Annotated in this window: 19 protein-coding genes; 18 read left to right on the forward strand and 1 reads right to left on the reverse strand. The window is 57.3% G+C overall.

Features of this window, described 5'->3' with window-relative positions; translation table 11 throughout:
* Nucleotides 1-19: 19 nt before the first annotated feature.
* The 8 genes from DP106_RS04955 to DP106_RS04990 all read left to right on the forward strand — a co-directional run bounded on the left by DP106_RS04955 (nucleotide 20) and on the right by DP106_RS04990 (nucleotide 5855).
* Nucleotides 20-547, forward strand: coding sequence for a hypothetical protein (locus DP106_RS04955; protein ID WP_112077701.1), 528 nt, complete (start codon nucleotides 20-22; stop codon nucleotides 545-547).
* 33 nt (nucleotides 548-580) lie between these two features.
* On the forward strand, nucleotides 581-1081 hold the full coding sequence (locus DP106_RS04960; protein WP_120083808.1) for a hypothetical protein: 501 nt from the start codon (nucleotides 581-583) through the stop codon (nucleotides 1079-1081).
* Between the two features lie 120 nt (nucleotides 1082-1201).
* Nucleotides 1202-2380, forward strand: a complete 1179-nt coding sequence (locus DP106_RS04965; protein ID WP_120083809.1) for a transcription initiation factor IIB — start codon at nucleotides 1202-1204, stop codon at nucleotides 2378-2380.
* A gap of 105 nt (nucleotides 2381-2485) precedes the next feature.
* The gene (locus DP106_RS04970; RefSeq protein ID WP_112077698.1) at nucleotides 2486-2695 is read left to right on the forward strand and encodes a hypothetical protein; all 210 of its coding nucleotides are present in this window, start codon (nucleotides 2486-2488) and stop codon (nucleotides 2693-2695) included.
* 182 nt (nucleotides 2696-2877) lie between these two features.
* Complete coding sequence (locus DP106_RS04975; protein ID WP_240625326.1) at nucleotides 2878-3894, forward strand: DNA polymerase sliding clamp; 1017 nt, start codon at nucleotides 2878-2880, stop codon at nucleotides 3892-3894.
* Complete coding sequence (locus DP106_RS04980) at nucleotides 3894-4142, forward strand: hypothetical protein (RefSeq protein WP_120083810.1); 249 nt, start codon at nucleotides 3894-3896, stop codon at nucleotides 4140-4142. The genes DP106_RS04975 and DP106_RS04980 overlap by 1 nt, the downstream gene beginning before the upstream one ends.
* Before the next feature lie 337 nt (nucleotides 4143-4479).
* On the forward strand, nucleotides 4480-4614 hold the full coding sequence (locus DP106_RS04985) for an AbrB/MazE/SpoVT family DNA-binding domain-containing protein (RefSeq protein ID WP_120083811.1): 135 nt from the start codon (nucleotides 4480-4482) through the stop codon (nucleotides 4612-4614).
* A 5-nt stretch (nucleotides 4615-4619) separates the two neighbouring features.
* On the forward strand, nucleotides 4620-5855 hold the full coding sequence (locus DP106_RS04990; protein WP_120083813.1) for an RNA-guided endonuclease InsQ/TnpB family protein: 1236 nt from the start codon (nucleotides 4620-4622) through the stop codon (nucleotides 5853-5855).
* A gap of 279 nt (nucleotides 5856-6134) precedes the next feature.
* Here DP106_RS04990 and DP106_RS04995 read toward each other — a convergent pair whose 3' ends face one another.
* Nucleotides 6135-7607, reverse strand: a complete 1473-nt coding sequence (locus DP106_RS04995; protein ID WP_120083814.1) for an IS701 family transposase — start codon at nucleotides 7605-7607, stop codon at nucleotides 6135-6137.
* A gap of 168 nt (nucleotides 7608-7775) precedes the next feature.
* Between DP106_RS04995 and DP106_RS05000 the strand changes: the two genes are divergently transcribed.
* The 10 genes from DP106_RS05000 to DP106_RS05045 all read left to right on the forward strand — a co-directional run bounded on the left by DP106_RS05000 (nucleotide 7776) and on the right by DP106_RS05045 (nucleotide 21346).
* A complete protein-coding gene (locus tag DP106_RS05000) occupies nucleotides 7776-8654 on the forward strand; it encodes a DUF6166 domain-containing protein (protein ID WP_120083815.1) in 879 nt (292 codons plus the stop codon).
* A gap of 329 nt (nucleotides 8655-8983) precedes the next feature.
* A complete protein-coding gene (locus DP106_RS05005) occupies nucleotides 8984-10540 on the forward strand; it encodes a hypothetical protein (RefSeq protein WP_120083816.1) in 1557 nt (518 codons plus the stop codon).
* Nucleotides 10541-10598: 58 nt separating this feature from the next.
* The gene (locus DP106_RS05010) at nucleotides 10599-11186 is read left to right on the forward strand and encodes a DUF7437 domain-containing protein (protein ID WP_120083817.1); all 588 of its coding nucleotides are present in this window, start codon (nucleotides 10599-10601) and stop codon (nucleotides 11184-11186) included.
* A gap of 5 nt (nucleotides 11187-11191) precedes the next feature.
* Complete coding sequence (locus DP106_RS05015; protein ID WP_120083819.1) at nucleotides 11192-11725, forward strand: hypothetical protein; 534 nt, start codon at nucleotides 11192-11194, stop codon at nucleotides 11723-11725.
* A 186-nt stretch (nucleotides 11726-11911) separates the two neighbouring features.
* Nucleotides 11912-13516, forward strand: coding sequence for an AAA family ATPase (locus DP106_RS05020; RefSeq protein WP_205738883.1), 1605 nt, complete (start codon nucleotides 11912-11914; stop codon nucleotides 13514-13516).
* 97 nt (nucleotides 13517-13613) lie between these two features.
* The gene (locus DP106_RS05025) at nucleotides 13614-16607 is read left to right on the forward strand and encodes a VWA domain-containing protein (RefSeq protein ID WP_165857823.1); all 2994 of its coding nucleotides are present in this window, start codon (nucleotides 13614-13616) and stop codon (nucleotides 16605-16607) included.
* A 168-nt stretch (nucleotides 16608-16775) separates the two neighbouring features.
* Nucleotides 16776-18785: a hypothetical protein gene (locus DP106_RS05030; RefSeq protein WP_120083821.1), complete on the forward strand. Its 2010-nt coding sequence runs from the start codon at nucleotides 16776-16778 to the stop codon at nucleotides 18783-18785.
* Nucleotides 18786-19206: 421 nt separating this feature from the next.
* Nucleotides 19207-20148, forward strand: a complete 942-nt coding sequence (locus DP106_RS05035; protein ID WP_120083822.1) for a hypothetical protein — start codon at nucleotides 19207-19209, stop codon at nucleotides 20146-20148.
* Nucleotides 20145-21050, forward strand: a complete 906-nt coding sequence (locus DP106_RS05040) for an N-6 DNA methylase (protein WP_120083824.1) — start codon at nucleotides 20145-20147, stop codon at nucleotides 21048-21050. The genes DP106_RS05035 and DP106_RS05040 overlap by 4 nt, the downstream gene beginning before the upstream one ends.
* Nucleotides 21047-21346, forward strand: coding sequence for a zinc finger domain-containing protein (locus DP106_RS05045; RefSeq protein ID WP_120083825.1), 300 nt, complete (start codon nucleotides 21047-21049; stop codon nucleotides 21344-21346). The genes DP106_RS05040 and DP106_RS05045 overlap by 4 nt, the downstream gene beginning before the upstream one ends.
* The last annotated feature ends 3 nt before the right edge of the window (nucleotides 21347-21349 follow it).

Genomic DNA, 21349 nt, shown 5'->3' on the forward strand with positions numbered 1-21349 from the left:
CTCCTATCCCCCATCCAGCATGAGCTTCTACGCGCGAATCTCCGGCTACCTCCAGTACCGCACGCACGACCACCTTGACGCCGCCATCGAACGCCTCAGGCGAGGCGCTTGGCTCAACGACGACGAGCAGTGGCTCGTCCGAGGTCACCCCCGGGAGATCCGCACTGACGCTACCATCGACCACGATCGCAACCTCCTCGCAATTCCCGCTGGTGTGTACCAGAATCTCGGTCGAATCACCACCGAACTCTTCGCTGGGGCGACCGACGGTGTCGTAGTCACGTCCTCGAACGACGCGTGTTTCGACGCTTGGATCGAGACCCCGCTTCCCGAAGCCGCCAACGTTCCGCCTGGTGAGGGTGGTGATGTCTCTTCTATCCGTTGTATCGACCTCGAACACTTCGCCCGTACGCAGGGCCTCGGCGTCAACCAATTCGGCGATCCTGGTCACTTCCAGTGGCAGTGGGATGTCCTCGATGCCTTCCACGACAAGCACGACCCAGACATCCTCGGGATTCTCGAATCCGCGCACGGGCCACCCGGATGACCAAGAGCCGAAACTATGCAATCTCCCGAACCCATGACCCAGAACACTGACCCAGACGCAAATACAGACTCAAGTGCGAACAAAACGAATACTGACACAGGCACTGCTCCCGATACGTTCGCTGATTTTCGCGATCAATTCGACGACGAGTGCGTTCTCCAGACGCTCTCGAAAGCCCACGATATCGACCGCGAGAACCCGCCGACTGTGTACTTCCTTGACGAGGACACCGGCCGTGTCTATCGTGTTCTCGAAGCCACGCGAGGCTCACCCGACTCGGGGTGGTTCGTCCTCGCCCTCGCCGGCCCCCACGTTGACGATGGCTACGAACGCCAGTTGCGCGTCCACGACTCGGACACCCACCGTATCCTGCTCGGCAACGAGATCGAGCACTACCCTCGCGATGAGCCGACCCCCGCCGACGACGTCATCACTACTAGTGAGGGGATGTTCATCCTTCGGATAGACGAGCCACTAATCCCGATCGGTGAGCACCGCCAGACACGCTCCTCCGGGGATGACGTCGATGAGTGAACACGAACACAGCGAACTCGAAGGACCGTGAATCGTGCTCTTCGGTTGCTTACGACCAGATTCCTCGCCTTCAGTTTGTCTTCCCCCGGAGGAACTGGGGGGTCTACACCCCCGTTCCATATGTCTCAAGATGCCCTCGAGAACACTGACACTACGACCCATAGTACCGGCTCGTCTTCCGCCGGGTCGGGGTCTCCCACTCCCGTCTCGACGCGCCTCAGGCAGAACCAGCAGCAGACTCAGTCATTTTCCAGCGAGACTGCCTCCGAAGACGAGCAGTCGAAAGCCACGGACTCGGAATCGACCGATGAAATACAGTGTCCTGAGTGCGCAACCGACGAGTACCTCGTCATTGACGAGGAGGAAACCTACTGTGGGGAATGTGGCCTCGTACTCTTCCGTGACATCCTCGATCGGCGCCTTCGCTGGGTCGATACTGGGGACGGCCGTGAACCCGAACGTGGCGGCGCTCCCACCACACATCGCCTCCATCATAAGGGGCTCCCGACGGAGATCGGATATAACAGTGACGGGTACGACCGCCCGCTGTCGCGTCAGACCAAACGGCGTTTCCGTCGACTCCGTAAGTGGGATAGTCGATCGAAAACCGGCTCGAGTCGCGACCGCTCGCTCCGCACCGGCCTCGGCGAAATCGCTCGCCTCGTCAGTGCGCTCGAACTCTCCGGCTCTATCCACGACCGCGCCGCTGACCTCTACCGCGAGGTTAGCGCAGAAGGGATGCTCGCCGGCAACTCCGTCGAAGGTATGGCGAGTGCCTGTGTGTACGCTGCTTGCCGTCTCGAACGCCTGCCACGCACGCTCAAAGAGATTGGTGAAGTCGCTCGTGTCGATATTAAAGAAATCAATCAGGACTACAAGTGCCTAAATCAAGATCTTGAGCTCGCAACGCCTCCACCACTCCCGCAGGACTACATCCCACGACTCGCGAGTGCCGTTGATGCCTCCCCTCGTCTCGAACGCCGTGCCTACCAGCTCTCCAGATCGAACGCTGTGGGTGTCCTCGCGAACGGCCGGCAACCGAACGGCGTCGCCGTTGCCTGTCTCTATCACGCCTTCAAAGAGAGTGGGCAAAGCAACCTCCGACTTACCCAACAAACTCTTGCCGAGGAAGGCTACACGACCCCGACAACGATTCGCAAGCTCTGGAGGGAGCTCCAAGGCCTTGCCGATGACGGAGAACTTCCCGATCCGGACGGCAACCTCGACCATTTCTCGTTAGCCTGTGGAACGGTGGTAGGCGACGAGACGGATTGGATGACACCCCCATATCCTACGTAACAGTCCTAATCACACCATCGAATCGTTACGTAGGACTAGCACTCGGGACGCGGCACCTGCGACCCCCCGTGTTTGTCGCACCCCGAGACGGTGGGGGAACTCGAAATGGGCTCACTCGCACGCCACCGTGCAGCGAATCGCTTCCAGACCGCACTCCAGCAGCGCCTCGACGCTGCCTCGAATCAGAGTGAAGTACAGCAAGCCTACGACGATGCACTCGAGGCGCTCATCAAAATCACTCTCGACGATGTCGAACTCGACCGCGTCGCCAGGGAGCTTTCGACCAACCCCGACGTTATCGACTTCCCCGAGTGACCGAGGTCACGACCATCATGCTCGGTTTTGCCCTCCCCACGGGGATGGGGGGAGGTAGAAGAGTTCATGACGGTTACCGTTCATAACGGTATTACCGTTATTATTACTATTATTGGTTCGATTTTCTCCCTTCGTGAGCAGCTCGATCACCGACAGTATCGCGACCACGACTCCACTCAAACATGAGTACCAACACCGAATCCGAAAGCGCGGACGCACAGCCAGCGACCACACCCGACGACGGATCCTCAGACGTAGAATCTGAGATGGACGTCGACGACGCGACCACCGCAGAAACCGCTGAAAATACCCAACCCAAAGGCGAGCCCGAACCAGATCTGGAATCGGAACCAGATTCTGAACCGGAGCAAGAATCCAACACCGACGGTGAAGCCGACGAGGACGTCGAGGAAGACGCAGAAGAAGAGGCCGATGTCAGCACCGGACCGCCGAGCCAGTTCCAGGCCGCCATCATGGGCGGTGACATCAAGGAGTTCGTCGGTACGCTTCGCGCCATCGTCGACGAGGCGAAGTTCAATGTTGAGCCTGATGGCATTCAGGTCCGTGCGGTCGATCCCGCAAACGTCGCGATGGACGACGGTGTGCTGTCCGCAGGGGCTTTCGAGTCCTACGACGCCTCCGAGGGTGTTCTGGGCCTCAATCTCGAACGTCTCGAGGGGGTCCTAAAACTCGCGAAGAAGAATGATCTCGTCGAACTCTCGTTCGACACGAATACGTTCAAACTCGTCATCTACATCGATGGCGTCGAGTTCACGATGGCGTGTATCGACCCCGACAGCATCAGGTCGGAACCCGAAATTCCGGACATGGATCTCCCCGCGTCGTTCACTGTCGATGAATCGCAGATCAGGCGGGGGGTGAAAGCAGCTGATATGGTCTCCGACCACATCCAAATCCGTTGTGACGAGACCGAGCAGGCCGTCTTCATCGAAGCCCAAGGCGACACCGACGACGTGTCCCTGGAACTTACGGAGGAGGAGTATACCGAGCTGACCGCCGTCGACGCGGAGGCGCTGTTTTCGCTTGACTACGTTAAGGACATCTCCCGGAAATTCCCGAAGAACGCTGCAATCAGCATCACCTTCGGGACTGACTTTCCAATGATGATCGAATACGAGTTTGCAGACGGCGAGTGCGAGATTCTCTCGATGATTGCCCCACGAATCCGGTCCAACTAATGACTTCGCTAACCTCCCTCAGCGACGGCGATACCTATGCAGATATACGGCTTGGCGAGACGTTCATCGTTTCTGTCGATCGTTCCGAGGATGCACTCACTATCCGGGTATTCCACCCGGACGAACCGGAGACCGCCATCGGCGAACACTGCCTCGATCTCAGTCCTGACGGAGCAAACGACGAGACCACCGTTGGGGCACATACCGGGACTGACCCGACCACGAGCAGCGATTTGGCTCTTGGGTAGTTACTCGATCGATGGCTCCTGGACGCTACGCGGCTCCTCTCTCGATTATCGATACGAGAACTGAAACCCAGCGGAAGTGTCCGTACTGTCGCTGGGAGACGAACTCACTCTATAGACTCGACAGCTGGCTAGACGACTACGCGGGCTGTGCGTCCTGCGTTCTCGAGGAACTTGCCGATGACGACGAGTACCTCATCTACAGAAATCAAGGGAGAGTGCCTCGGGGCTTGACGAGGGTGAATCCCGACTATAGCCAACCAACCGACGATGAGTTTCGCCCGGCCCACAGGCCCACCGAATCGGCGTCATTAATTGGATTGGGTACGATTAAATCAGTATGGATCAGACAGAGATGGAATGTTACCCCACCGTCCGCGACCGGGGGCAAGTCACCATCCCCGAAGAAGTCCGAGAAACACTCGGCATCGAATCCGGGGATAGAGTCAAACTCACCGTCGAACGGCTGGAGTAACACCTATGAACGTCACGCTTCGCTGTCGCGCCTGCCCTGATGAGGAAACCGCCAGCGAAGCGTGGCGTCACATAGAACTTCACCGGCAGATCCGCAACCACGCCGTCCGCGACTACTACTCCCACGAACCGGGCAACCGTCCGAGTTCTTTCGATCAGCACAACAAACTCACCGACTGGAAACAGCGGTGGCCCGTGTTCAAGGACGTGTCCGCACATGCCGCCCAACAAACCATCTCTGAAGTTCACAAGAACATCAAGATCCTCCGAGAAAAGCGGTACAAGGGCTGTAAAACTGGACGGCTCAAATGGCAGGGGAGCGGAGAGCGGCGATCGGTCGCGTATCAGTCCGAAGGCTACGACGTGAATCACACCACGGGCCGCGACGGATACGTGTCACTCCGACTCTCCAAAATCGGCACTATTCAGATTCGCGCACACCGCGACCTGCCGCCGACCGAGAGCATCAAGCGCGTCGTTCTCAAAAAGGAGGTGACGGGCGAATGGTTCGCCTGTCTCGTCACCGAACGCCCGGACGACAGCCTCCCCGAGAAACCGAATCCCGACGACCTGTCTCCAGCCGACTGGGTAGGCGTGGACCTCGGCATCCAGTCGTATATCCACACCAGCGACAACCTCGCTGTGGACACGCTCGACCTCTCCGACGAGTACGATCGCTACGCACGCGAACAGCGGAAACTCGACCGGAAAGAGTATGGGTCGAACAACTGGGAGAAACAGCGTCAGAAGGTCGCCAAGGCGAAGCGTCGTATCAAGCGGGTGGTGCTGGACTTCCAGCACAAGTTGACGACGTGGCTGGTTCGGGAGTACGACATGGTGGCTGTCGAAGACCTCGACGTGAAGCCGATGATGGAAACGTCTCAATCGGCCAAGAACAAACAGGATGCGTCGTGGTCGCGGTTCTTGACGCTCTTAGAGTACAAAGGAGAGTTGCACGGCACGCACGTCGTGAAGGTAGACTCGGCAGGGACGACCAAGGAATGCTCGCGGTGTGGTGTCAAAACGGACAAGCCGATTTGGGTTCGGCAGCACTCGTGTCCGGCGTGTGGTCACGAGGAGGACCGGGATCTAAATGCGGCGAAGAACATCCTTTCACGCGGTTGCAAGCAGTTAGGGGCGGGACGCTCCGAATCAACGCCTGTGGAGACTGCGCTCCCTACGTTCACTCCTTCGCGGGTGAATGCAAAGCGCGTCGTAGAAGCAGGAAGCCCCGAGGCTTGACCTCGGGGCAGGTTCACCATTCGTCTCCGACCAACCTAGCACTACTTCTGGGGTTTAGACCGGAGACGAGGAAACCTGGAGTTGAGTATCGACGAGTGACGCCCAACTCGTCGGAATCTGTTACGGTTTAGCGAGATTCCATCTGAGATTTGACGTTCTGACTCTCGTTTGAGAGAGACGTATGCTCGAAGCGATCAAAATCCGAGGGAACACTTCACAGTGGCTCTCTGTGAGCAGTGCTGCCGCTCGCAAGCGGCAGTCACTGCGTTGGCTGCCAGCTTACAGATCAGGGATGCGCCAGTCAGTGAATCCCTGCAACATCTCCTCAGCGGCGTCGGTCGCCGTCTCTCGGTCGAAGTTCAGATTCTCCATCAGTTGCTGGATCGCCGCTTCGCGGACGATCCGCTGCATTACCACCTCGAACGACGAGAGATCTTGACCAGCCTCCAGGCGGTGTGTTGCAATGAACGCGTGAGCTAACATCACAACCGCAAGATGGCGATGGAATCCGTCCCAGGATCGTCCCTGAAATTCATCAGCTCCAAGATGCTGTTTGATGTCTTCGTGGAAGCGTTCAATGGACCACCGGAGGTGTGTCCATTGAACCAATTCTTCGAGCGAGGACTCATCGAGATTCCAGCAGATCCATGCCTTGACACTCACCGTTGAGTCGTCCTCATCGTCATCGGTTGTTTTCTCGATCAGCAACCAGCCAGTTTCTTCGCCAACTTCACGATTTGCCCTATCGGTGACAACACGTACACGCGTGCGGTAGAACTCCCCGCTCAGCGTTTCTTTGGTTCCTTCTGCCCAGTGGATGTGTTCCCATTCCCGCTCAGTGTCGGTGTCTTCGACCTCTTGGGCGAGATCTTCTGGTGAGAAGATCTCTTCGTCCTCTGAGATCTCCCAGCGAGTCTCATCGGGGTCATCTGACCCCGATTCAGACTCTTCTTGCAGTGGTGTCTCTTCGTCAATGACCGGAAACTTCGATGGCACAAGCTCCAGCGCGTAGGGAATCGCTTCGGCCCGGAGTCTGCGGCGGAGTTGGGTAGATTTCCCGAAGTTACTGTCACCGAGAACACAGCCAAAGTCAAGGCCGCTGTCAGCGGCCTCTTCGACCAGATCACCGCCGATTTTGTGTTTGGGCTGGTACTCTATATCGTTAGGAATCCCGGCTTCTTTCCGCCGTTTAGCGTACTGCTGCTGTTCTTGGATGCTATCGTAGATGGACGAGTTGTCGCCGATCCACTTCTTGGGCGTGTACAGCCGCATCCCGAGTGGCCAACTGATCTGGTCTGCGTTGCGGTGCTGTCCCGGTGAGGCGAGGGTGAGATTGACCGTCACCTGGCAGTTGTCCATTTTGCCAGTTGCACCGCACCATTGACGGCCTACACCGACGCTGTCGTGTCCCTTTTTGGGAATTCCCATCCCATCGAGGATGAGCGCAGAGGCGGCTCCCTGAGCCGCCTCGGGCGCTGTCTGTCGGAGGTGTTCCTCGACATTTTTGTACTTCCAGGCGCTCTCTCGGACGAATCGTTCGAGTTTCTCCTGTTTGATGTCTACCATGCTTGCAATCCCTGCGATAGATTTGTTGCTCCCGGGTCGGATGAGTCCGCGAAAATACTGCGTCCCACGGCGCCATGTCGTCTCCCAGTTTGGCCACGAAGAGCCGTCGGCTCTCGTGGCGAAACACGCCTGGTACTGTCTGAGAAAGCCTGCCGCGTCCCCGTGATCGTGTGCAAGTTCGTTCATCGCACTACTTCTTCAGCTGCCACAATCAGCCTGCCGAATTAACCCCCAGAAGTAGTGCTAGAGCAATCACAACCGAGTCCCACACCATCGACCGAGGCACGACCCGCCTCGGACCCGTCGCAGTCCCACCAATCCGCTGATGGATAACCCACCTTCAGACTTACTCTCATGCCAAAAAAAACCGATTACTCGCGAAAAACGAAATGGAAGAACGAACCGTACCAAGGCGAACGAGGCGTTGGCGGAAACTTCGTCCACGCTGGCGATAACCTGCTCGACAAGCATCTGTTCGTCCACCGACTCGCTCCCGGCGGATTCGACTGGGGACCTGACGCCTCTGACGAGAAGGCCAGTCAACTCGCTATCGCACTCCTCGCCCCGCTCAAAGGCGTGGACTACGCTGTCGAACACTACCACCTATTCGCGGAGAACTTCGTCCGGCGTGAACTAACCGACGATACCTGGGAAATCAAACGTCAAGACTACCGCTCAGATGAGTACGTCGAGGCCATCGACGGTCGCGACTACCCCGAAAACACCGCCCCCGGCCCCGAAGACGTTCCCGATCTCGAGGATGCCGACCTCGAGTCCATCACGTACGCCGCGGAGATCGCTCTCGCCGAGAAGTACGCGGAGGTTCTGTGGCAGTCGGGGAACCGTCGCGAGAACCTTCGACGGCTGAAAGCCATCTGGAGCGGTGAGGAAGATCCCGCCAGCGACGCCGTCGCTTCGGGGACACTTTATCGAATTCAAGGCCTCGACATTCCCTCGAACGCCCGCAGTACGGTCGTCAAGCAGTTCGACTCGATGGGCGAACTCGCAGCCTGGGTCTGCTATGGGCGCAATCACTCCCAGCTCGCGGGCATCAGCGACGCATCCGCGAAGAAAATCCGTAACGCTCGCCCCGGCTTCGTCCAGTACTTCGGCGGTACAGAGCACATCCCCGAGCACGACAGCCGTGAAATGTCGCTCTCGGAGATGTCCAACACTCGGGGCGACACCGCCCAGCAGACGTTCACAAGTACTCTTAGTGAGGCAGACGAGTAACCCACAGCAGCCCGACCGACTCGGCTTCCCTCTCACCTGTTTGTTCCCCCCTGTTCGGTAGGGGGATCGGATGTCCAAACAGAACACTCCAAGCGTTCCGCGCGTCGATTGACGACCACCGGGACGGATTCTGTTCGGGCTCTCCACCACCCCCCCATCTTTCTCCTCTCGGCTCTAGCGGTTCTCCACGCTCCACTCCCCTTCGTAGCTGTAGTACTGTGCGGCAAACTCCCATGATACGGGATCGGCCGTCGAGTCTCTGCGTGTTCTCCGTTCACTCCCAGCCGTGTGCGTACTCCCGCGGCATTTTCGATACCGAGGACTCACCCATGTCAACAGAATCCAAATCCAGTTCCAGCCAGCCTCGCTCCCCCGGCTCCGACTCGAACGAGAACGAGACCGAGAACACCAGTGGGGACGAGAACGATACTAGCGCCAGTCGCACCGATACCGACCGCCCGCCCCTTCCGCTTGCCGATCTCCTAACCCGAGAGACAGACCGAAAATTCGTCGGCCTCACTGAGAACGACTCCCGGGAATATCCCGATGAAGTTCCACCGGAAACCCGGTGTTCGGCAGCGAACTCCCGCTCGTTTAAGGAAGCAATCCAAGCCCTCCCGAAGGCGAGCTCCGGTGAACTCTGGGCGAACAACGATTTCGTCGAGACATCCGGGCGTGTCGACACTGCCGCCATCCGCCGTGTGCATGGTCTCGACGTCGACGCACTCGAATCCTATACCGGAAGTTCGATCGCAGACCTTGCCGCCTCGAGCGATGCGGACGCAGTCGTGCGTGTCCATGACCACCAGGACATCGTCGACGACCGCCGAAAGGCGTTGAACGCGCTCGGCTACGATGTAAAATTCCGGTGGCAGATCGCTTCGGATTCGTACTCCATCATCAACCCACAGGAGGCGTATCTCCCGATCATCAGTGCGCTCCAGCAGCGTGGTGAAACCAATCCCTTCGGGTGGGTGTCCTACCGTGACTGGGGCGGTTTGCTCAAGATGGTCGTCATCTGCCCGAGCCTTCGCAACGTCGTGTCCGGCGACAAGGAGGACCTCGAGAACACAATCGACGAAGACGGCATTACCAGCGCCGTCAGTAACGACAGCGACTCCGATGGAGAAGACAACGAAAACAACCCGGAGACCGTCATTTACGGCGGCTTCCAGACCGGCTACGACTTCCGTGGCACGCAAACGCTCTGGGCGCGACCCATCCTCTTCTTCCCCGACAGCGGAACCGTTCTCCCGGATATGGGTGAGCGGTACACACGACGGCACTATGGGAAAGCCACGAATGCCGATCACGAACGTAGTCAGGGGCGTGTTCCGATCAGCGAGTGGTGGCGCTCCATCTACGACGATATCGATACTCGGATGATCGAGGTCGATACCGCCATCCGTCGGACGCGGGCCATCGCTTACGACTTCGAGGACCTCCCATTCTCCGTCGAAGACTGCTACACCTACTGGGGGATTGCGTTCAAATACGCAGAGCGGGCCGCTGACAGGGCGACCTCGATCGCCAACCCCTCCACACGACCAACCGTGTTCAACCTCCAGCTCTCATTGCTCATCTCCGTGTTGGAGGAATACGAGGGGTCGATGGCCTCGGACACGTACCAGGAGTACCTCGAGGTCGCTGGTGAGTTGTTCAGAACGCCGGCGATGATGATCCAACTCGCGATGCAAGAGCACGACCACCGGACGGACGATGACTCCCAACGCGTCCTCCCCGAGAACCAGCAGACGCTCAGTGACTCCCTCGAGGACATCGTCGATATCCCGGGCATCAGCGTCGATACCGAGGCCGACCTCTCGGATCAGCAAGCACACCGGGTGCAGGATCGGGTTCAAAGACGACTCGGTGACATCTTCTGATTCGCCGTGAACAAAACTCACCGACATAACTTTATGCATTCCGCGAAAATTAAAATACATGGCCAAATCTGCTCTCTCGAATTCGCACCCGCTGGATACGATGCTGGCCGTCTCTGACGTGATCCAGAACGACCGATTGGCCCGTTTGTACGCTCGGGTACTCGACCTCGACACTCCCACTGTAGAGGAACTCGCAAGCCGTTCTGCGAGTTCCAAAACCACGGTCTATGAGGATGTCAAGCACCTCGTCGAGATTGGCGTCCTCGAGCGCGTGACGGACTCTCAGCCACATCGTTACCGCGCTCGATGGGTCGATATGACCATTCAGACGGGGAAGGAGACGTTTCAAATCACCCCGACACTCCTCGTCGCCTTGGCTCAACACGACTCGAACGACAATATCGAACTCTACATCGAACGCCACGGAGTCAGTGGTCTGGCGACGGCAATCGAATACGCTCGGGCCTACACGAAATCGGAGATGACTGCCCGGATCATGGCTCGAGAGCAGGAGATCCCCGTCCTCGAAGCCGAAACAATCCTCCAGGAACTCCAGGAAATCCTCCTTGATGTAGAGGACGAGATTTCGACGGAAATCGATATCGAGGCGTTGGATGCAGACGTAGACGAGCAAATCGGCGAGTAGTAACCGTGCCGGAACACCTCTTTCCCGATGTCGAGAGCCACCTCATTGACACGAATCTCTTCATTCGCTTCGAGCGCCACGAGACGATTGACCTGCTTGAGCGAGCAGTGACCGAACACGATATCGTTCTCTTGGCCCCGCAGCGAGTATACGAAGAACTCACGCCAGAGTCCTATCCCTACGACCAACCTCCAATTGACGATGCGATAGAATCCGGCTGGGTGCAGGTCTTGGATGAAGTTGATTACTCGAACCCCGTCGTTTCAGCCACGATGGATATGGTTCGACACTATATCTCCGCCGCAACCGAGCGTCCCGAGCATACGATAGAGCAAGCCGATGCAGAAGTAGGTGGGGCGGCTGCTACGCTCTTGGAAGACGGACTCACAAACTCGATAGCGATCTACACGAACGACAGAGCCGCATTCCGTGGGATTGAGCGAGCACTCTCTCAACACAGCTACGAGAATCACGTTCAGTTAGTCAAGGCGTTCGATTTCGCGGATACCGTCGAGAACAGATATCAATTCTCTAAATAACCACTCTTTCAACAATTAGACGAATGGAGTAATAATCGAGAGCCGTGCCTCGTCTCTCTATTCGGAATTCGATTCTAGAAACCGACCGTTGCACGCTCTCTGACGGTGGAACGCCATTTTTGTCGCCCCCCGACAGGTGAAGGGGCTGGAAAGACCCAGATAGAACGCCTCGATTGCCAGAAAATCATGTCCTCAGCATCCACCGCAAGTGGCGACACCATTCCCGAAGGCCAGGTTGTCCTCTCACATCTCGTAAATCGACTCCTCCAGCGTGAAGGAGGCAACGTCCCCGTTGAGCGGGTGGCACTGCGGGTGTCCGACTATGCCGACCTTTCCGATCAAGATGCCGCAGATCTTATCGATGAAGGGGCTGACGCCGGCATCTACACGCTAGATCGCTCCTCGGGCGGGAACGCCACCATTACCGGCGTCTCACCACAGGGGACGGAACCGAAGGTAATCACCGACGCCTTCGGCGAACTCCAGCAAGACACTGACGTCGACTTCCGCGTGATCAGCGTCGTCACCGATTCGATTAATGACGCGCTCTATGACGCCGGCTACGACGACTTCGCATCGCTCGCGGACGCCAGCATCGACGACATCGCCAGCCTCACCAGTACGCTCACCGAGAGCCGTGCCGAGAACCTCCTCAAAGAGGCCCGCACGCACGTCCCCGTTGGACTCCGCCTCGCAAAGACCGCTGCCACCTACTACGGCCAACGGATCGATCCCGACACCGAACGGGCCGCCGCTCGCGTCACCGACCTCTCGCTTGTCACGGATTCCGTCGGAGAACCCCTGTACCGTTCCGAGGGGTGGGAGCCCGACGACGAGCGAGGGATGTACGTTTCCGATATCGGCCGCAACGCCGGGAGTCCTGTCACCACAGGCCTGCACCTCCTCGACGATCCCGACTACCCGAGCGTCCCGAAGACCGCGACTCACCCCGACGCAGCCTATGACGCGCTCCCGGTCGACGACAACGGCGAGGTCGTCCCACCAGCCGTCCCCATCGACCCACGCTTCCAGGTCCCCCTCGATGAACTCATCGCGAAGAAACTCGCTCGTGGCCTCGTCCCGATTCGGGTGGTCGGGCCGCGTGGGTCGGGGAAGAACTATCTCATCAAGTATTTGTGCCACAAGACGAACCGGGGGTACCAGTCCATCGATGTCGACCGAGCGACCGAACCCGAGGATCTTTTCGGCCCGCTCGTTCCCGATGGCGACGTCATCGTTCCCCGAAACGGCGCCGTGAAACAGGGTCTTCTGAACGGCGATACGATCGTCATCAACGAGTTTCCCGTCATGCAGGCCGGCGCTGCCATCGCATTACACCGGCTCTTGAACGAGGGGACACTCCTGGTGAAGAGCCACGGTGAACTCGTCGAGCCGCACCCGTCGGCTCGAATGGTCATCACTATGAACCCGCCGACACGCGAGTACCGGGATTCGGAGCCGATGAACTCGGCAACGAGAGGCCGCTTCCGTTCGTTCGAGCAGCCCTACATTCAGGAGATCGAGGAAGAAGTGGAGACACTCGATAGGCAGGCGAACAGCAACGACCCCGTCGTGGACCGACCGACGCTCAAGAAAATCGTCCAGTTCGCCCACCAGACCCGAGAGAACGAGTCCTGGCCCACGCTCTCGACGCGGAATCTCACGATCCTCTGTGAACACATCGAAGACGGAGTGTACCCGAAGGCCGCCGTCAAGGGGGTGCTCTGGGGAGTTGCCGAACCAAACCAGTACCCCGAGGACGCCTACGAAACGCTGAATGACTACCTCTAGAGGAACCAGCAGCGCTCGTTTGTGCGCCCCCGTGACGACGAGGGGCTGCACACTCTGTCCATTACTCGCCCGTCCCGGCCTCCGTCCTGTTCCAACCATGTCAATTCAACACCACCAGATCGTCGACGATCTCAAACCCAACGCCGCTGTGATATCGCGAATTTCTCCGCAGCGGGCCGACCGTCTCCGAGAGTTCATCCTCGGTCACCTGCCAAGGGGTCTGACCGTCGACGTCGTCATTTCCTCCAGCGTCCAGACCGCTGCCGTTCTCCCCGTCGATGTCGATGCCATCGTCTCTTCAGATGCGACCGAAATCGAACGCGCTCAGGCCGAACAGTTGCTCGCCGGCGTCGACGCCGATTACCTGGTGATGGTGACTGGGACCGAGGCCGACCTCACCCGCATCCCGCTCAACGACCAGCTCACCGCCGACCACGCCCACCAGTTCGGCCTTGCCTTTCACGAACTGCTCCACATACTCAAGACAGCCATCACAGCGATATCAGAACTCCTCGAGACCGAGGTCGATGTCAAATACCATGCCCAGGTTCACGACCTCATCAACATCGTCGAGGATGGCGCTATCGAGTCCGAAGCCATCCACGGCGAGAATTTCAGCGATAACGCCGGAATTCGGCTCGAACTCACTCGACGGCTCCACTCGCAGACGCCCGAGGACATCCCAGACGGTGAGGAAATTCGCTACTCGTTCTGGGACGCTGTGACGAGTTGTCTGTACGACGAAGCCATCTATCCGACGGGAACGACCGATGTTCTTCTCGACGAAAACGATTCTCGCATACAATTCAAGAGTGATGCGGATCGGGATGCGTTCGAGGCGATCCACACAGAACTGTGTACGCTGTCTGACGACGTACACGCGATTCGGAGCGCCGACCGATCAGACATCACTCACAACCACGACAAGACCGCCTCGATCCGTCGAGCGCGACGAGTCATCCAGACATGGACCGACCACATTCAGCCCGTCCTCGAGGCCGACAAAGAGGACGAAGAAGAGCAGGAACAGGACGTCCAGGTCAACCAACAGGTCGGTGGTGAGAACGAAGGCGGGTATCAAGACCAGTCCAGCGGGGATGGGAGTGACGAGGCCGCAGAACTGCCGGAAACGCCATCAAACTCTGGTGCAGGCGACGACAGTTCCAGTAGAAACGAAGGGCTACAGGACGCTGAAGAGGGCGCTAGTACAGATGGGGATTCACAGCGGCTGTCACAGACCCAGCCCCCAACACAACTCCCCGAAGACTTCGATCCGACCGACGTCTCGCTATCGCGGGAAGCAACGAGTGACCCCCATCAAAACGTCTTCGAACAACCGCCGGTCACGGACGATCCCAGCCCCACCGACGTCGGCGAGATCGACAATCATGGGGAAGAGGACGAACAGAACGACGAGCAGGCCCCCAGCACTGGCGAGGGCGCACAGCGGCACCACCGCGATGGTAAAGACGTAGGTGACGCAGAAGCCGACGAGGAGAGAACTGACGCCGCTCAGGACACGGGAGGCGACAGTGATGGTGAGGGAGATGTCAAAGACAAGGCGGGGGGAGAGAATGATGGACAGGCCGAGTCAGAATCCGAACCGTTGAGTCGGGCTCAAGCCATCGCGCAGGCCGCTGACCGTGCCCGACAACGCGAGCAGGAACAACAGAGTGGGAATCCAGGCCAGAAGACGAACACCGAGACAGAAGCGCCGTCGAAGTCACCATCACCCGAGGAGGACATGGGTGACGTCCCGAGGTCCGCCGCTTCGAGTTCCATCGACACTCAGCAACAGAACCAGAACCAGCTCACTCTCGGGAAATTCGGCGGCGATTCCCAGGATAATCACGAGGGCACAAATCCCGATACGAGCGAAGGCGAGACCGACGACGAGCACTCCTCGGACGGATTAGATGAGGCATGCCAGTCGGACCAAGCGGATACCCCGACGCTCGAGACGGCGAGCAGCAGCGCGCCGGGAGACACCGACACCGACGTACGTTCGGAATCGGAGTCCGGTTCAGAACCCGAAGCAGAATCAGACTCTGAATCGGGGCAAGACATCCTGGAAGGACCTGCCCATGCCGAGAGTTCGACGAGGTCGCCCGACGAAGACGAAGCCACCTACGAGAATGCCCTTGCCGGAGACGAACGCGCTGCCCACGGTGAATCCGAGCGCGAAGGTATCGACGAACAGGCCCTCGAGGAAGAACTCTCCGCGCTTGCTGACCAGCTTGAACGCTCCGCTCGCCAGCAAGCACAGAACGGGGAAGATCAGAACAACGGAGAGGGTGGGCAGCAGGGCGCTCTTGGAACTCTTGAGGATCTCGATATCCTTCCCATCAGCGACGATCTCGCCCTCAATCGCGAGTGGGGCGCTATCGAAGACGGGGCGGATCGGGTCGCAGACACCCTCGAAATGTACCTTCGACTCGACCGCCGCAAAAACGTGAGACGTGGACTTTCTTCCGGGGCGTACGATTCCCGAGCCGGCCACCGTCTCGTAATCGGCGACCCCCGCGTGTGCAAATCCCGAACCCTTGGGGACGAAAAGCAGTACGCGCTCGTCCTCATCCTCGATCGTTCTGGATCGATGCGGCGGGGGTCACCGCCGAAGATCGAGATCGCAACGCAAGCCCTTGCCCGGTTCGCACTCGCCGCCGAGAACCTCGGGATTCGCGTCGCCATCACTGACTTCTACCGTGGCGAGGCACGTCTCGTGAAGCCATTCAGCATAGAAACGCGCCACGTCCAGGCGAATCTTCTTGACACGACGTGTGGTGGCGGGACGCCCCTCGCGGATGCGGTTAGCCTCGCCCGTGAACTCGTCGAAGCACAACGCGACGAGCCGCTGATAATCACTGTGACGGATGACAACCCCTCCTCGACGGACGATGTCATCGACCAGATCCGGCGGTCGCACGCCCCCGTGTGTTCGCTCACTATCGCGACCGATTGCCAGCCCGGGTCGCTCTCTGACAGCGCCTCCGAACTCTCGCAGTACTACGAACGTCAGGAAGCCGTTTACACACCCGAGCGTCTCGACGACAGACTCGACCAGTTCGCGAGCCTGCTAGCCGGGTTGTGATAATGGTTAGCAGAAGATTTCATAATATCACTGTTATTATCGCTCTGTGACTAATAGATCCAGCTTGCCGAATACCACTACAAATATATCGTGCGTATCTTGCACACGCCGATAGTAGTGTAGCATATGAAGGAACATTTAACAGGTTGATAATCGCTACTGGAAATAATGGCCGAGCTGCTAGTTTTCACCCTTCTTGCCGCTCTCGCTGCGATCTACCCAATACTTCCGAAGCATCGACAGCTACGAGTTCGATACAGTTTGTGGACGAAGGGCAGACTCGGTTTTATCGGACTAATGTTTATATTGATTATCACAACTTATTGGGTCTCTGTCCTCGTTCAGAGTAAGGAACAGAACACTCTTGATGTCAGTTTCCTTGACTGGTCAACTACGATTACGCTGCTCTACGTTGAATCTGTCCAGCTGATTGCTGTACTCCTAATTGTCATCCCGATTGCGATATTGTTCATCAAGCCAAATGTTCGGATTCGTAACGAAGATAACCTACTGGAAATTCTACGTGATCTTTACAATCGAGAAGAGTACACGACATTAGTTAATCTTCTTCAAGACAATTATCGACCGTTAATAAATCATTCTTCCAGTCCTGTTCATCCAGAATCGCTGATGACGGTATCTTCGCTCTTCGTTGAAGTAGACGAGGATCACAAGGAGGATCTTGAACAGGAGGAAGACGAAGGTGAGGACGAAGAGGAAGAAAAAGAGGAACTACCTAAGGCGCGGAGACGACTGGTTCGGGAGACGAGACGAACCCTCCGGTTTCGTTGGACGAACTTACGAGACAGGGTGAGCAGCACGGTAGAAGATTGGAGTGAACGAATCCAGCAGAAATCACGCTTGCTCAGGTACTATGTGGCGAGGTTGCGATACCGAGTGGATAACACGGCGGAAAACGCGTCAGAGTATAGTGAAACCCTTCTGCTTGATCCAGATTTTAGCGAGTTGTATTCCGATCTTGCTTCGGAATTGGGACTCAAAATACTTTGTGATGACTCACTAGAAAACGTCCCCCGACAGGATGTTGTGCATCGGTATTTACAAGCACAACTTGAGACAGAGAACACTCTTCTATACCGCGATCTCGAACAGAATACAGAGATGGAGGATTTGTACCGGTACAATCTTAAAGAAAATAACAGACTCATTTATGCTTTGTTCTCAGATTTCGAACGGGCGGAGGACCTGAACGTGTATAAACCGATAGGAGATCGAACTCAAGAGATTATTCGGGAACAGCGAAGGGGGGAGTTCGACAAGTATCATGATCGGCGTCTCACAGATACTCGTATCCGGGACGACTATATCTTCCAAGATCCAGTATATGTCGGGATCCAGTTTTTCGACGTGATGGTGAGAGAAGCTTTTGATCAAGAAGTTGATTGGCATGTGTGGCTGTCTTATTATGAGTCGTTCACTCGTGAAATCTGCCGAAATTACGAAATAACAGAGTACAGTGATCCGGATGCAGAGTGGCCGAATGATTACTCTCGTTTCCTATATGAGATTGTCCGAAACATGCGGGAGTGGATCAAGATGCTGGAGGAAGAACTCAAGCCGGATACTAAGAGTGATCTGAATGGACCGCCTTTTGTCCTTGAAGTTAGTTCGGTTACCGATAGCTCGGAAACTGAACCCCCGTCAGATGAAGAAGAAGACTCGGATGATGAGTCTGGTGAGAATAAAGAACAGGTAGAAACGGAAAATGAATCAGATGCTGAAGAAAAACAACGAGAACCCGCTGAGGTGGGGGATCACATTCGGTTAGGAAATATTAGCACGATGAGAATGGAGAGAAACATTCCGGAAATGACGGTGATTATTCTCATCTCATGTCATGAGGAGATCCTCACGACCGAGGAAATCCCCCTTCAGTTCATGGATTATATCACCGAAACCATTTTTCTATGTTTGCTTGACCTACGGGAATACGACAAAGGATCGCTCCAATGGATGTATAGCAAGTTGATGCTGCACTGTTTGAGTGAGAATCTCACTGGAAAACGGACAGACCCGTTATACCGGGAGAATCTGAAGCGTGTCTATTACGGTGATTACGGTGGCCCCCACGACTACGGTGTTCGTCACGAAGTGTCTGTCAAGGATAGGCAAAGGGTAGGCCTTGTTGAGGACTTGGACGAAATAATCGGTTCTTGATTAGTCTTACTTCCGCGGTTTAATCTGAACGAGTAGCACGATCTCCAGAGAGGCGGTGCTGTCTGTCGGTTTTGATTGACTACCTGGGAATACATCACGGATTGGAGCGTTTCACTGTGGAGCCGGCGTGGGAGCCTACCACCGCTCAAACGACACAGACGCTACAGAGAGACCCTCTCTATACTACGCGAAACCGGCCCAAAACGGCGACCTGCTAAACCGCGGAAGTAGGATTAGCGTGTAACTCTTATTCCGAGGATGTCATCTGAGCCAATTTGTCGCCCCCCGCGTCGGTAGCGGGGCGTCCAGCAGACGACCTGCGTCCGCACTCCGTCCTTCGTCAATCATGTCCTGTCGAACCATCCACTCAGCCGACGGCAGTGTGCCCCACCTAGCGTTGCCACCAGGCGCACTCGCCCACATGGACCGTGACTACGACTACGAAGTTGATCGCGATCCACCGAACGTCGAACCCATCGAACACCAGATTCGCCTTGATTTCATGTTCGGTGGGGCTATTCGTCGCGACCAGCTCCTCGGAGACTACAATCCCTGGTCGTACAAGGCCGAGACTCCCGCAACCCATCCCTGGCGAGGGGTAAAACAGAAGCCGAGGGGCCTCGATTACGCCGAAGCATCGTGTGATGTATGGATTCGCGAAGAGGAGATGTTCTACGAACACGCCGACGATGACACTGTTCTGGTCGACGCACCTGCCTACCTTGCCGCACGTATCCGTGAAGCTAGTGAGCAATCCGACCCTCACGAAGCCGTCCGTAAGGTGCGTAAGGACCGGGAGAAGTGGTATCAGGAACTCATCCCCGGCGCGAATCTCCGCCAGATCCTCAAGGAGTCGTCCTATGGGTCGCTGATCGAGAAGTGCATTGGACCCACCCCCGACGCCAACCACCTCCTCGAGCACAACACCTTCGTAGGGATGGTCCTCGTCGACGACGACACCAACTCCGACGCAATCGCCCGAGAACATGACCTCGACTCGGTGTACGTCCTCCACGAATCTGCGCTCTCACACGCGAACACCGACGAACCAGTGGCTCTCGCTGACTACGGTATCGAACTCCCCGCACCCGTCCTTGTCGGAGAATACGACAGCGGGAGCCAGTACCCATTCATCCCGTGGGGGGACGCCCTCACCTGTTCGTGCCCGTACAAGCAATCCGCTCCCTTCCGCGTGATGTGTAAACACGAACTTCTCGCGAGCATCGTCTGCGGCGACCACGACTCAATATTCATCCCTCTCACCCGGGGTATCCACGTCCCTCACCGCGCTCGTCGATTCGTTAGTCCCGAAATTGCCGTTTCTCACCAGCCGCAAACAGCGAGAGGTCACCCGTCGCCATGACGACACTCTTTGACCCCGAACACCGCGAACACGTCACTGACCCGCTTGACGACATCAGTCAGCAGACGGGCGAATCTCCCTATCAAGTCTTCTCAGATTGGATCAGTATGGCGGTCGCCAGCTTCTCCGGCGACGAAGACGCTTATCAGAAACCTCTTGATCGATATCGAGATGATGGTCGCAACGAGGAGACGATTCGAGAAATCGCGACGCTGCACGCCAACGCCCTCGGGGGTCTCGTCCTTGCGATGGAGGAAACACGAGAAGATGTCCTCGGCGGCGTCTACGAGCACTACGGTCTGACAAGCGAGCATTTCGCCCAGTACTTCACGCCCGGAGCAGTGAGCCGAGCGATGGCCCAGATGAACCTCCCTGATGCCAACAGTATCCGTGAGGCAACGCCGGAGGGGCCGCTCGTTATCGGTGATGTCTCTGGGTGCGGGAGCGGTCGACTCATCGTCGACAGTGCCCATCGATTCCGGGACCTCGCACCAAAGGCTCCAGCCGTCTATCTCGGATACGACAAAGATCCTCTCTGCGCGAAGATGGCCGTTCTCAACTTCGTGCTCAACGATATGACCGGGTACGTCCTCCTCGGTGACGCCTTGAAACTCGACGCCCACCGGGTGTGGTTCATCAGTACTGCCCAACTCATAGGGGGCGACCATCCTGTACGAGAACTCGACACGAGCGAGCGTGACCGCGTCCTCGCCCGATTCTTCGGTGTATCCCTCGTCGACGACGACACCGACGCCGGCGCCGCACAAGAGGAACCGGACACCGAATCTGAGCTGGACGTCGACCCGGAACCGACACCCGAAGAATCAACACCCGCACCGAACCTCGATGTCACGCTCGACCCGAGTGATACCTCCCAGGCTGGTTTCGACGAGTTCGCATGACCATCTCCTGCAATCGCGACGGCTGTGATCGAACGTGGCTCCGCGATCCCGTGCTTGAGGTAGGGTGCCCATCGTGTAGCGCTCCTATCGGCACGAAGTGCAAGCGCCCGTCGGGGCACGCCGGTAATTTCGTTCATCCGCACGGAAAGCGTGACCGCCTCGCTGTCGACGAAGGCCACTACGGAACGTGTCCACTCGATATCTGCGCTGAAGCACTCGAAGACATAGATCGACCGGATACGCCCACCGAGGAAGATGGAGATACTATCGAACAGGTCTCGATCGGAACATTTTGAATT

This window comes from Halonotius pteroides, from assembly GCF_003605635.1.
GTDB classification, from domain to species: Archaea; Halobacteriota; Halobacteria; order Halobacteriales; family Haloferacaceae; genus Halonotius; species Halonotius pteroides.

Coding starts and splice junctions, on each gene's coding strand:
- DP106_RS05005 (WP_120083816.1), top strand. CDS start 8,984: ATGTCAACAGAATCCAAATCCAGTTCCAGCCAGCCTCGCTCCCCCGGC.
- DP106_RS04985 (WP_120083811.1), top strand. CDS start 4,480: ATGGATCAGACAGAGATGGAATGTTACCCCACCGTCCGCGACCGGGGG.
- DP106_RS05010 (WP_120083817.1), top strand. CDS start 10,599: ATGGCCAAATCTGCTCTCTCGAATTCGCACCCGCTGGATACGATGCTG.
- DP106_RS04955 (WP_112077701.1), top strand. CDS start 20: ATGAGCTTCTACGCGCGAATCTCCGGCTACCTCCAGTACCGCACGCAC.
- DP106_RS05030 (WP_120083821.1), top strand. CDS start 16,776: ATGGCCGAGCTGCTAGTTTTCACCCTTCTTGCCGCTCTCGCTGCGATC.
- DP106_RS04990 (WP_120083813.1), top strand. CDS start 4,620: ATGAACGTCACGCTTCGCTGTCGCGCCTGCCCTGATGAGGAAACCGCC.
- DP106_RS05045 (WP_120083825.1), top strand. CDS start 21,047: ATGACCATCTCCTGCAATCGCGACGGCTGTGATCGAACGTGGCTCCGC.
- DP106_RS05040 (WP_120083824.1), top strand. CDS start 20,145: ATGACGACACTCTTTGACCCCGAACACCGCGAACACGTCACTGACCCG.
- DP106_RS04975 (WP_240625326.1), top strand. CDS start 2,878: ATGAGTACCAACACCGAATCCGAAAGCGCGGACGCACAGCCAGCGACC.
- DP106_RS05000 (WP_120083815.1), top strand. CDS start 7,776: ATGCCAAAAAAAACCGATTACTCGCGAAAAACGAAATGGAAGAACGAA.
- DP106_RS04980 (WP_120083810.1), top strand. CDS start 3,894: ATGACTTCGCTAACCTCCCTCAGCGACGGCGATACCTATGCAGATATA.
- DP106_RS04960 (WP_120083808.1), top strand. CDS start 581: ATGACCCAGAACACTGACCCAGACGCAAATACAGACTCAAGTGCGAAC.
- DP106_RS04965 (WP_120083809.1), top strand. CDS start 1,202: ATGTCTCAAGATGCCCTCGAGAACACTGACACTACGACCCATAGTACC.
- DP106_RS04970 (WP_112077698.1), top strand. CDS start 2,486: ATGGGCTCACTCGCACGCCACCGTGCAGCGAATCGCTTCCAGACCGCA.
- DP106_RS05020 (WP_205738883.1), top strand. CDS start 11,912: ATGTCCTCAGCATCCACCGCAAGTGGCGACACCATTCCCGAAGGCCAG.
- DP106_RS04995 (WP_120083814.1), bottom strand. CDS start 7,607: ATGAACGAACTTGCACACGATCACGGGGACGCGGCAGGCTTTCTCAGA.
- DP106_RS05035 (WP_120083822.1), top strand. CDS start 19,207: ATGGACCGTGACTACGACTACGAAGTTGATCGCGATCCACCGAACGTC.
- DP106_RS05025 (WP_165857823.1), top strand. CDS start 13,614: ATGTCAATTCAACACCACCAGATCGTCGACGATCTCAAACCCAACGCC.